Consider the following 12091-nt stretch of genomic DNA (forward strand, 5'->3'; position numbering starts at 1 on the left):
GAATCAGTCGGCAACAACCGTCTTCGGTTCCGGCTTGTCGCCGTACTTGCGCAGCATGTACCACTGCTGCAGCAAACCCAACGCGCCGTTGGCCACTTGGTACAAGACCAAGCCTGCCGGCAGGAAGGCGAGCACGCCGCCGAAGATGACCGGCATGAACTTCATCATCTTCTGCTGCATCGGATCCATGCCCGGCGGCACCGGCGTCATGTGTTGGGTCGCGAACATGATGGCGGCGTTCAACACCGGCAGCACGAAGTACGGGTCACGCGCGGTCAAATCCTGGATCCAGCCCATCCACGGGGCATGACGCAGTTCGACCGCTTCAGACAGCACCCAATACAAGGTCATGAAGATGATCATCTGCGGAATGATGGGCAGACAGCCGCCCATCGGATTGATCTTCTCGGTCTTGTACAGCTCCATCATCGCTTGCTGGAACTTGACCTTGTCGTCGCCATAGCGCTCTTTCAGCTGCGCCATGCGCGGTTGAACGCGACGCATTTTTGCCGAGGATTTGTACTGCGCGTTCGAGAGCGGGAACAGCACCATCTTCAGCAAGACCACCAAGCCGATGATGGCCCAGCCCCAGTTGCCGATCAGCGCATGCAACTTCGACAACAGCCAGAACAGACCTTGGCCGAGCAACGCGAAAATTTCGAAACGGCTGTAATCCACCGCGCGATTCATGCCGGGCACGTTCAGCGCATTGAGTTGCTTCACGTCTTTCGGACCGACCCACAAACGCGCGCTGCTCGCCGCTTGTTGTCCCGGTTGCAAGGTGAAGCCCGGACCCCGCGCGGCGATGCCGTTGACGCCGCTGTTTTGCATCAGGCTGAAGCGCGCGGATTGATCCGCTTGCGGCACCCAGGCTGTGAGGAAGTGGTGCTGCGGCATCGCCAACCAACCGCCGGTGACATCGGCGTTGACCGCACCGTCATCCATGAAGTCCTTGAACGGACGGCGCTGGTAGCCCTCTTTGGCATCAAACCAAGTGGCGCCGATGAAGCTGAAAGATTCGGGATGGGTGTAACCGGTTTTGATCACCGGCGGCACACGCACCAATTGGCGGTAGATATACCCCGCCCATGCGCCGGCGCCGCGGTTCACGGCCGTGTCTTTGACGTCCACCGCGTAGCTGCCACGGGTGAAGGTGTAGACGCGGTTAAAGGTCACCCCTTGCGGATTGGTCCAGGTGAAAGGCACTTCGATTTTTTGTGCGTCGGCGGCGAGCACTTGCTCGGGTGCGGCCGTCGTCGCATAAGCGGCGTCGTGGGCAGGTGCGGCATTGCCCTGCTCGCCCACCCAGCCGGTTTGCGCTTGGTAGAAGGTCGCGGCATCCGCGGAGAGCAAGCGCACCGGTTGCGCGTTGGCGTCACGCGTTTGCGGGTAGCGCAGCAGGTCCACTTGTTGCAAACCGCCACCGGTCAGCACAACGTCCATCACATCGGTGCGCACATGGACGCGCGCAGCCGGTGCCACTGCCGAAGCCTGGGTGGCCGGCATGGGCGCGGCCTGCGGCGCGACCGCCTGCGGAATACCGGTCGTGGTTGCGTCGGGCACCATGCGCGGCACCGCCGCGGCGGTAGCGTGCGTCGGCACAGCCGCCGGCTTGGGCGCGTGGTCCTTGCCCCACTCCATCCACAACAACATGGCCACCATGAGCCAAGCAAAGATCAAAAACAGTCGAGTTTGGTTCATGCCGAATCGTCGTTGGTGGGCGGGCGCTGCATTGTGCCCTGCGTGGAAGTGGACGGCAACGCGCCGGCGCGTTGCATCAATCGTAGAAAGTCGTGTCTTAAGGCGGCATTTTCAACAGCGCGCGCCGAAGGCTTGGCCACAAACACATAGCTACCGGGGCCGAGCTGTGCGTGCGCGGCGCGAAAGGCTTCTTTCAGGACCCGTCGGATCCGGTTGCGTTGCACGGCGCGCTTGTCGACCTTGCGCGACACCGCCAATCCCAGCCGTGCGGCACCGGGGGCCGGGGTCGGGTCGGTTTTGAACACCAACTGGAAATGCGCGCCATGCACGCGTCGCGCCGCATCGAACGCACACGCGTAATCGGCACGCGTTCGCACGCGCGCCGATTTGGGAAATCGCAGATCAGGAGACGAGGTCATTCGTCACCTGTGACTTCAAACCCGTGCACGGAAGTGCACGGGAACAGTCATCAGGCGCAGAGACGCTTGCGGCCTTTGGCGCGACGACGTGCAAGAATCTTGCGGCCGTCTGCCGTTGCCATACGGGCCCGGAAGCCGTGATCGCGCTTGCGCTTGAGGTTGCTGGGTTGGTAAGTACGCTTGGTGGCCATGATGCTGGGCGCCGAGTTGAACACTAGGGAACCCGAAAGTCTAGCGACCTACCCTAGCCCGCGTCAAGCGCGAATTGGATCGCAGTGCAGCGGGCCCGTCGCAATGATAGATTGCGGGGTTCCACCCAGACCTTTTGTCGGCGCCCTGTGTGCCGTCCTACGCGCGCACGCTTTCCGCATGATTCCAGATTCTTCCGCCCCGGTTCTTGAAGCCTGGTCCCGCTGTCTAGCCCGACTCGAATCCGAGTTTCCGGTCGAAGAAGTGCGGACATGGCTGAACATGGTCCACCCGCATGCCGACGGCGGCAGCCTGGTGCTGTATTCGCCGAACGTGTATGTCACCGACCATGTCGAAGGGCGTTTTCTGCCGCGAATTCGCGAGTTGATGACCCAATTTGCCGGCGCGAGCTCGGTCCGCATCGCCAGCGGTACCCCGCCCCGCGATCCGAACGACAAGTCGGCCACGCCGCGCGCCGCGCAACCGGCTGCCCGTGAAGAGGTCTTCCACGGCAACCTCAATAACCAGTACTTTTTCGACAACTTCGTCGAAGGCCGCAGCAACCAATTGGCGCGTGCCGCGGCTTGGCAGGCGGCCATGTCACCCGGTGACCGCGCCCATAATCCGCTGCTGTTGTACGGCAGCACCGGACTCGGCAAGACCCATTTGATGGTGGCGGCCGGCAATGAAATGGTGAAACGCAATCCGAAGGCCCGTGTGCTGTACCTGCGCGCGCGCGACTTCCTGGAAGGCTTCACCAAAGCCCTTTACGATCAAGCCAGTACCGGCGGTACCGAAGCCTTTCGTCGCCAATTCCAAGGCTTGGATGCCCTGCTTATCGATGACATCCAATTCTTCGCCGGCAAAGACCGTACCCAGGAAGAGTTCTTCCACACCTTCAACACCCTGTTCGATGGTCGCCAGCAAATCATCCTGACTTGCGATCGTTACCCGCGCGAAGTCGAAGGCTTGGAACCTCGCCTCACCTCGCGTCTGGGCTGGGGTTTGCCGGTGGCCATTGATTCGCCGGACTTCGAAACCCGCGCCCAAATCGCCCATGCCAAGGCCCGCGAAAAAGGCTTGAACTTGCCGAGCGATGTCGCCGAATTGCTGGCAAAGAAACTACGTTCGAGCATTCGCGATCTCGAAGGCGCCATCAATACGTTGGCCGCGCAATCGCATTTCTTCGGCAAGCCGATCACCTTGGAGTTCGCGCAAGACACCCTGCGCGGCCTGTTGCGCGATCAGGCCATCAGCATCCAGCAGATTCAAAAAGCGGTTGGCGACTACTACGGGCTGCAGATCAAGGATTTACTCGGCCCCAAGCGCACCCGCTCGCTGGCCCGCCCGCGGCAGGTCGCGATGCGTTTGGCGAAGGAGCTGACCGACAGCAGCTTGCCGGAAATCGGTGAACAATTCGGCGGTCGCGACCACACCACGGTGATGCATGCTTGCAAGCAAATCGACAAGCTGATGGACACCGATGGCAAGTTGCATGAGGATTGGGAAAAATTAGTGCGTAAACTCAGTGAATGATCGGGGGAATAGATTGTGGATAAGCGGTGGATGACTTTGCAGGGGCAAGTTATCCACACAGTTTCAGCCCGGTTGAATGCGCTTTATCCACAGGGGTTTTAACCGAAATTTCTGAATAAAATCAAAGCGTTACGCGGTAATCCACAGAAATTCGGCGCCCCTACTACCACCAAGCTTTATATATTTATCCACTTTAAAAGCAAGAAGACAGGCAAGGAAACTACATGCGCTTTTCTCTCCAACGCGAAGCCCTTCTGAAACCTCTCGCGCAAGTCGTGAACGTGGTTGAGCGTCGTCAAACCTTGCCGGTACTGGGCAACTTGCTGGTTCAAGTGAAGGATGGCTACCTGGCGTTGACCGGTACCGATCTCGAAGTTGAGATGATGGCGCGGACTGCGCTGGATGCCGGCAGCGAAGACGGTGAAACCACCATTCCTGCGCGCAAACTGTTTGACATCGTGCGTGCCCTGCCCGACGGCGCCAAGATCACGCTGACGCTTGCCGGTGACAAGGCCACCATCCAGGGCGGTCGCAGCCGCTTCACCTTGGCCACCCTGCCCGCCAATGATTTCCCGTCTGCCGAAAACGAAGACACCACCGAGCGTGCGGTTGTGCCGGAATCGGCGTTGAAGGAACTGATCGACCGCACCTCTTTCGCGATGGCCCAGCAAGACGTCCGCTACTACCTCAACGGCCTGCTGTTTGACCTGCGCGGCGACACCTTGCGCTGCGTGGCGACCGACGGCCATCGTCTGGCGCTGTGTGAAGCCGCGCTGGAAGGTGGTCAGAACAAGCGTCAAATCATCGTGCCGCGCAAGGGCGTGAACGAGCTGCAACGCATGTTGGAAGGCGGCGATCGCGCCATTGAGTTGGAAATCGGCCGCTCGCACATCCGCGTGGTGCGCGACGATGCCACTTTCACCAGCAAATTGATCGACGGCAAATTCCCCGACTACGAAGCCGTGATTCCGATCGGCGCCGACAAGTTGGTGACCATGGATCGCGAAGCCTTGCGCGCCGCGTTGCAGCGTGTGGCGATTCTTTCCAACGAGAAATACCGCGGTGTGCGCCTCGAAACCACGCCGAACTTGCTGCAAATCAGCTCGCACAACCCGGAGCAGGAAGAAGCCCAAGAAGATGTGGAAGTTGAAACCAAGATCGAAGACATCACCATTGGTTTCAATGTCACCTACCTGTTGGACGCCCTCTCCGCGTTGCGGGATGAAAAGGTCGTGTTGGCGCTCCGGGACGCCAATTCATCGGCGCTGTTGCGCGAAGCCAGCAATGAACGCAGCCGCCATGTGGTGATGCCGCTTCGCCTCTAACACATCATGTTTCACGTGAAACACATCGCACGCCCGGTCCATCCGGGCGTTTGATTGTCTGAAGCCATGCGCCTAACCCACCTCACCCTGTCCAATGTTCGATCGGTCGTTCAAGCCACGCTGACGCCCGGTCCACGCTTCAACGTCATCAGTGGCGATAACGGTGCGGGCAAGACCTCCATCTTGGAGTCCCTATACCTGTTATCGAACGGGAAAAGTTTTCGCGGTCGCGTCGGCGATGGCCTGGTACGCGTCAATGCGCCGGCCTTGGAGATCTTTGCGCGATGGGACACTGCCAGCGGCGCCCAGCGACAGTTGGGACTGCGCCATTCAGGGAGTGACTGGGAAGGTCGATTGGATGGCCAGAACTGCCAGTTATTGAGTGATTTGTGCACCGCCCTCGCCTCTGTGACTTATGAGCCGGGCAGTCACGCATTGATTGATGGCAGAAGTGACCAGCGCCGCCGAATGATGGACTGGGGTTTGTTCCACGTGGAACCTGCGTTTATTTCGCCCTGGCGGCGGCTTGCCCGCGCGCACAAGCAGCGAAATGCGCTCTTGAAGCAACGTGGCCTGTCCATGGCACAGCTCGAGGCATGGGAGGCTGAGCTGGCTCAGAGTGGCGAGGTGGTGACGCGCCTGCGTGCCGACCATATCGACGCGCTCGCGCCGTTGGTGGCCCTCTGGGGGCAACGCTTGTTGCCGGAACTTGGTGAGGCCATCCTGCGGTTCTTGCCGGGTTGGAAGCGTCAGGAGCTGTCGTTGGCCGATGCCTTGCTGGTCAATCGCCCACGTGATCTCGCTACGGGGTTTACCACGGCTGGACCGCATCGCGCGGACTGGGAGCTTGCATTTGCTCATCGTGCCCAAGGTGAGCGTCTGTCGCGTGGTCAAACCAAATTGGCGGCATTGGCGGTGATTCTGGCGCAAGCAGAACACTATGCGATCCAACGTGGTGAATGGCCGGTTGTGCTACTGGACGATTTGGCCTCGGAGTTGGATCCGCAACACCGGGAATCGGTGTTGCGCGCGCTGGCAACGGCGGAGGCGCAGGTCTTCATTTCTGGCACCGTTGCGCAGGATTTGAGTTTTCCCGACGGCCTCGATGTAAAAAAGTTCCACGTGGAAAATGGCGCCGTTCGGGAAATATAACCACCAAGGCGGGTGGGGGATGTTCCACGTGAAACCCTGCATGTGGTGAACCGAAATTCGCTGAATTGCCGGCATCGCAACGCATCGATTAAAGGCTAAAAGTGCCTGAAAGTGGTACAATTTCCCCTTCAAATCAATGCGTTTTGCGCACTTTTGCGCGGAACTGCCAGGGAGCTCAAACCCGAATGACGGAAGCGACAGAGGCCGGCAGCAGCCAGCCCGGGAATAACACTAACTACGACTCCAGCAACATCACCGTCCTGCGTGGCCTCGAAGCGGTTCGAAAGCGCCCCGGGATGTACATCGGCAACGTTCAAGATGGTTCCGGCCTGCACCATATGGTGTTCGAGGTCGTGGATAACTCTGTCGACGAAGCGCTGGCGGGTCATGCCAACGATATTTTCGTCACCATTCATGAGGATGGATCGGTCTCGGTGCTGGACAACGGCCGCGGTATGCCGGTGGACATCCACAAAGAAGAGGGCGTCTCGGCAGCGGAAGTCATCATGACGGTCCTGCACGCCGGTGGTAAGTTCAACAACGATGCCGATAACGGCAACGCCTACAAAGTGTCGGGCGGTCTGCACGGCGTCGGTGTGTCGGTGGTCAATGCGCTGTCTGACAAGTTGGTCTTGCAGGTGTGGCGCGACGGCGGCCATTTCATCCAGGAATACGCGATCGGCGCGCCCGTGGCGCCGTTGGAGCGGGTAGGGGACCAAGGCGACAAGCGTGGTACGGAGCTGCGTTTCTGGCCCTCCGCCGACGTCTTCGGCGATACCACCTTCCACTACGACATCCTGGTGCAGCGCCTGCGCGAATTATCCTTCCTCAATTCCGGCGTGCGCATAACCTTGAGTGACGAACGCGGTGAGGGCGAACAACAGGTGTTCGAATACGAAGGCGGCATTCGCAGCTTCGTTGAGCATTTGGCCCATTTGAAGAACCCCTTGCACCCCAACGTCATTTCCGTGCGCGGCGAGCAAGACGGTATCGGTGTGGAAGTGGCGCTGCAATGGACGGATTCCTATCAGGAAACCATGTTCTGCTTCACCAACAACATCCCGCAGAAGGATGGCGGTACCCACTTGATCGGTTTCCGCGCCGCGCTGACCCGCACGCTGCAGAACTACATCGAGCAGAGCGGGGTGGCCAAGCAAGCCAAGGTTTCGCTCTCGGGCGACGACATGCGCGAAGGCATGATTGCCGTGCTGTCGGTCAAAGTGCCTGACCCGGCCTTCTCCAGCCAAACCAAGGAAAAACTCGTCTCTGGTCCTGTGAGACAGGCAGTTGAAAGCACGTTCGGTGCACGTTTGGAGGAGTTCCTGCAAGAACACCCCAACGAAGCTAAGGCCATCGCCGGCAAAATCGTGGACGCCGCGCGCGCCCGTGAGGCTGCCCGCAAGGCCCGCGACCTCACCCGTCGCAAGGGCGCGCTGGATATCGCCGGCCTGCCGGGCAAGTTGGCCGACTGTCAGGAAAAAGATCCGGCACTCAGCGAACTGTTCATCGTCGAAGGTGACTCGGCAGGCGGTTCGGCCAAGCAAGGCCGCAACCGTAAAACCCAAGCGATCCTGCCGCTGAAGGGCAAGATTTTGAACGTCGAACGGGCGCGATTCGATCGCATGCTCGCCAGTGCCGAAGTCGGGACGCTGATCACCGCACTCGGCACCGGCATCGGCAAAGACGAATACAACCCGGACAAGCTGCGTTATCACCGCATCATCCTGATGACCGACGCCGACGTCGACGGCTCACACATCCGCACACTGTTGCTGACGTTCTTCTACCGGCAAATGCCGGAGTTGATCGAGCGTGGTCACGTCTACATCGGCTTGCCGCCGCTCTACAAGATCAAGCAAGGCAAGAACGAGTTGTATTTGAAAGACGATGCCGCGTTGAACGCGTATCTCGCCAACAACGCCGTGGAAGGTGCACAACTCATTCCGGCCGACGGCGAGCCGCCGATTCAAGGCGAGGCGCTGGAAAAACTGCTCTTGGCGTTCTCCCAAGCGCGCGAAGCGATCGCCCGCAACGCGCATCGTTTCGATGCGATCGTGTTGGAATCGCTGATCGATTTCACCCCGTTGGACAGCGCGTCGTTGGTGGATGCCACCGACGAAACCCATGAGCTCGATGCGCTGGCGGCACGTCTTAACAACACCGGCCTCGGCAATCCGCGTTACAGCCTCGAACTGCAATCGGGTAACGAGAACAAGCCGGCGTCGTTGTTGGTCACGCGCACCCACATGGGCGAATCGCAAGTACAAGTCTTGCCGGTGACGATTTTCGAAACCGGTGAACTCAAAGCACTGCGTGAAGCGGCTGCGGTGCTGCACGGCTTGATCCGCGAAGGCGGTCAAATCATCCGCGGCAACCGTGCGCAACCGGTGTCCCGTTTCGCCGAGGCCTACGCCTGGTTGCTGGACGAGGCCAAGCGCGGTCGCCAAATCCAACGCTTTAAAGGCTTGGGTGAAATGAATCCGGAACAGTTGTGGGACACCACGGTGAACCCGGATACCCGTCGCCTCCTTCAAGTGAAAGTCGAAGACGCGGTCGCCGCCGATCAGATCTTCACTTGCTTGATGGGGGACGTGGTCGAGCCGCGCCGCGAGTTCATCGAAGACAACGCGCTGAAAGCCACCAACATCGACGTCTGAGCCGGCGACACGCCGGCCCGGGCTGCATGGACGGTTTCTGAATGAAGGGCCGCGTATTGACGCGGCTTTCAAATCCATTGCTTTAGAACTGGATCGCATTCACGAACTACAGGGCTCCCCCATGCGCCACGCTCATCTGAAGCAAGTTTTACTCGCAGCCGCCATCACCTTGTCGGTGGCGTCGTGTGCCACGACCACCTCGCCGACAGGACGCCAGCAGGCCACCGGCGCGGTCTCGCAACAGCAGCTCGATCAGATGGGCATTCAAGCCTTCAATCAATTGAAGGCGGAAAAACCGCAAACCACGAGCGCGCGCGAACGCAACTATGCGACCTGCATCGTCAACGCCATCACGCGTCAGCTGCCCGGTGAGTGGGCGACACGCTACAACTGGGAAACGGGGATTTTTGTCGATAACCAAGCCAACGCGTTTGCGTTGCCTGGCGGCAAAATGGGCCTATATACCGGAATTTTCCGCGTGGCTCGCGATCAAGACGAGCTCGCCGCTGTGGTCGCACACGAAATCGGCCACGTCTATGCACAGCATCACGCCGAGCGATTCGCACGCGCACAACGGGCGCAAATGGGCGTTGCCGCCGCGCAGGTTTTGGCGGCCGTCACCGGCGTGGTCGACCCGAATACCGTGGGCCAATTGGGCGGCATGGTGGCCCAAGGCGGGTTCCTGTTGCCGGGTTCACGCACCCAAGAATCCGAAGCGGACGTGATCGGTCAGCAGCTGATGGCCAAGGCCGGTTTCGACCCGCGCAAGGCCGTCAATCTGTGGCAAAACATGATCGCCGAAGGTGGCAACAACCGCCCGCCGCAATGGCTGTCCACTCACCCGGATCCACAGTCGCGATTGAACGAACTGGCCCAGCGCGCCAATGGCTTGATGCCGGAATATGACGCGGCACGCAAGGCCGGCCGACGTCCCAATTGCGGTCCTTGATCGACGATTCACCCCCCGCAAAAGTTAAACCGCAAGTGCAATGGCAGTTCCAGAATGTGGCGTATGTGCCGCTGAATGCTCCATGCTTGAGGCAACGCACCACTTTCAACGAGGTCCATTTATGCAAACGCGTACCACTTTGACCGCGGCGATTGCCGCCGCATTGGCACTCAGCTTCGCGCTGCCGGTTGCCGCACAAAGCCTTGGCTCGGGCGGCAGCTCGATGCGTGAGCAACGCGAGAAACGCATGAAGGAACTGCGCGGCGAATCCACCCAGGATGAAGACGCACAAAAAGGCAAGGGCAAGAAAGAAACCGCTGCAACCCCCGCGGAAGCGCCGCGCTATCCGAATGCCAAGCGCAAAGAGCCCAAGGTGTCGACCACCCGTGACGGCGCCGCCAAACTGCAACTCATGGTCGATGCCTTCAACAAGAAGGATTTCGCCGGTGTGGTGACGCAAGCCGATGCAGTGGTGGCCGGTGGTAGCGCCTCGCCCTATGAAAAAGCCTTTGCACAACGCTTGGCCGGCCTGGCATCTGCACAAACCAAGAACAGCGCCAAAGCCATCAGCTATTTGAAAGCGGCGGTCGATGCCAACGCACTCGACAACAATCCGCACTTCGACAGCATGAGCGACTTGGCCGCGCAATACCAAGCCGCCGGCAACAATGCCGAAGCGCTCGCCACCTTGGAGAAATTCCTCGCCGAAAGCGGCAGCACCGATCCGCAATACGGCCCGATGCGCGCATCGTTGATGGCCTCGGGCGGCCGCAGCGAAGAGGCGATCAAGCTCTACACCGACGCCTACACCAAGAACCCGAACGACATTCAAGCCGTTCGCAATCTGGCCGGCACGTATGAAGCCGCGGGCAACACCAAAAAAGCCTACGAGCTGTTGAATGACGCGCGCAAACGCGGCATCGCCGCCGCCGAAGACTACAAGGTGCTGTACTCCGGCTACCTGGTCAAAGACAAGAATTGGAAGTCGGCCACCGAAGTCCTGGACGAAGGTGTTGCAAAGAATTTGATTCCGAAAAACGATGACACCGCACGCGCCTATATGGTGGCGGCGCAGGGCGCATTTGCCGACGACCAATGGAACGTCGCCTTGGCGAATTACACCAAGGCTGCGTCGATGTCGAGCAATGGCGAAGCCGACCTCAATCGTGCCAAAATCCTCAGCACCCAAGGCAAGAAGGCCGAATCCAAGGCTGCCGCGCAAGCCGCCCTCGCAAAGGGTGTGAAGAACACGGCAGACGCGCAAAGACTGCTCAAGTAATCACGTTTTTGCCCCTTTCCCGTTGGCGCAAGCCAATCGGATTGGTATAAGCTACGGGGTTCCCGCACCCGACCGGGTATGGGAACCACTCCGAGGCACTTGTGCCGACCCCTACATGAGCCAACGCATGACGGAAACACTGGCCCCTTACGAATACCGCCGCAACGATCGAGACATCGAAGGCGCCGGACTGAACTGGCAACGCATTGCCGGTATGTCCGCCGCTTTGGGCGTTCACGTTGCTGTGCTGCTGTTGATGATGGCACCGGTATCTCCGCCGCAAGCAGACAACCTCGAAGCCGAACGCGACGTCGTGCAGATTGTGAAACCGCCGCCGCCGCCGCCGCCGCCGCCGCCGATTCTCAAACCACCGCCGCCGCAGCCGCCGAAGCCGATGCCGCCGCAGCCGCCGAAGCCGGCAACGCCGCCGCCGCCGCAGCAGCAAACGCCGCCGGTGGTTACCGACCGCGTCAGCTCGAACGACGTGCAAGCGACCCCCGGTCCGCCGCAAACGGTGCCGGTGCCGCGTCCGACGCCGACCCCGCCGTCACCGTCCGCGCCGACCAACAACAACGCCGACTTGCGTGGCAACATCTGCTCGCAACCGCCGACCACGCCGATCCAAGTCGCCTTGGGTAAAGCGCGGACCAAAGGCAACGTCGGATCGTCGATGTCGATCACCCTGACCTACACCGCCGACGGCACCGTCACCGGTGCGGACGTGGCGCAAAGCTCGGGCGACCAATCGGTCGACCGCGCCGCCGCTGCCTGGTCGCGCAAAGTTCGACTTTGCCAAAGTTCGAGCGGTGGTCGCGGTACCTTGCCGTTCAACTTCAATTGATCCAAGAAATACAGCTGTAAACGCAACACCCTATAGAAACAAC

The 12091-nt window shown here is 60.2% G+C and carries 10 protein-coding genes; 7 read left to right on the forward strand and 3 right to left on the reverse strand.

Going from position 1 to position 12091, the window contains the following annotated elements:
* Positions 1 to 3 precede the first annotated feature (3 nt).
* From yidC to rpmH, 3 genes are read right to left on the reverse strand one after another with little or no spacing between them, the layout of a single operon-like run.
* Positions 4 to 1701: a membrane protein insertase YidC gene (yidC, locus tag H8L67_RS00715; protein WP_220379897.1), complete on the reverse strand. Its 1698-nt coding sequence runs from the start codon at positions 1699 to 1701 to the stop codon at positions 4 to 6.
* A complete protein-coding gene (rnpA, locus tag H8L67_RS00720) occupies positions 1698 to 2120 on the reverse strand; it encodes a ribonuclease P protein component (RefSeq protein WP_220379898.1) in 423 nt (140 codons plus the stop codon). Before rnpA ends, yidC begins: the two co-directional genes overlap by 4 nt.
* Before the next feature lie 50 nt (positions 2121 to 2170).
* Positions 2171 to 2311: a 50S ribosomal protein L34 gene (gene rpmH, locus H8L67_RS00725; protein ID WP_031374044.1), complete on the reverse strand. Its 141-nt coding sequence runs from the start codon at positions 2309 to 2311 to the stop codon at positions 2171 to 2173.
* 178 nt (positions 2312 to 2489) lie between these two features.
* Here rpmH and dnaA point away from each other — a divergent pair, with 178 nt between their 5' ends.
* From dnaA to H8L67_RS00760, 7 genes are all read left to right on the forward strand, one after another.
* The gene (gene dnaA, locus H8L67_RS00730; protein WP_220379899.1) at positions 2490 to 3845 is read left to right on the forward strand and encodes a chromosomal replication initiator protein DnaA; all 1356 of its coding nucleotides are present in this window, start codon (positions 2490 to 2492) and stop codon (positions 3843 to 3845) included.
* 224 nt (positions 3846 to 4069) lie between these two features.
* Positions 4070 to 5170: a DNA polymerase III subunit beta gene (gene dnaN, locus H8L67_RS00735; RefSeq protein WP_220379900.1), complete on the forward strand. Its 1101-nt coding sequence runs from the start codon at positions 4070 to 4072 to the stop codon at positions 5168 to 5170.
* Positions 5171 to 5236: 66 nt separating this feature from the next.
* Positions 5237 to 6322: a DNA replication/repair protein RecF gene (recF, locus tag H8L67_RS00740; protein WP_220379901.1), complete on the forward strand. Its 1086-nt coding sequence runs from the start codon at positions 5237 to 5239 to the stop codon at positions 6320 to 6322.
* A 185-nt stretch (positions 6323 to 6507) separates the two neighbouring features.
* Entirely contained in the window at positions 6508 to 8979 is a 2472-nt protein-coding gene (gyrB, locus tag H8L67_RS00745; protein WP_220379902.1) for a DNA topoisomerase (ATP-hydrolyzing) subunit B, read from the forward strand.
* Positions 8980 to 9115: 136 nt separating this feature from the next.
* The gene (locus tag H8L67_RS00750) at positions 9116 to 9928 is read left to right on the forward strand and encodes a M48 family metallopeptidase (RefSeq protein WP_434063438.1); all 813 of its coding nucleotides are present in this window, start codon (positions 9116 to 9118) and stop codon (positions 9926 to 9928) included.
* Positions 9929 to 10049: 121 nt separating this feature from the next.
* Complete coding sequence (locus H8L67_RS00755; RefSeq protein WP_220379904.1) at positions 10050 to 11207, forward strand: tetratricopeptide repeat protein; 1158 nt, start codon at positions 10050 to 10052, stop codon at positions 11205 to 11207.
* A 127-nt stretch (positions 11208 to 11334) separates the two neighbouring features.
* Positions 11335 to 12048, forward strand: coding sequence for an energy transducer TonB family protein (locus H8L67_RS00760; RefSeq protein ID WP_220379905.1), 714 nt, complete (start codon positions 11335 to 11337; stop codon positions 12046 to 12048).
* Positions 12049 to 12091: the final 43 nt, after the last annotated feature.

Origin of the sequence: Lysobacter soyae, assembly GCF_019551435.1 — a bacterium.
Classification (GTDB): domain Bacteria; phylum Pseudomonadota; class Gammaproteobacteria; order Xanthomonadales; family Xanthomonadaceae; genus Solilutibacter; species Solilutibacter soyae.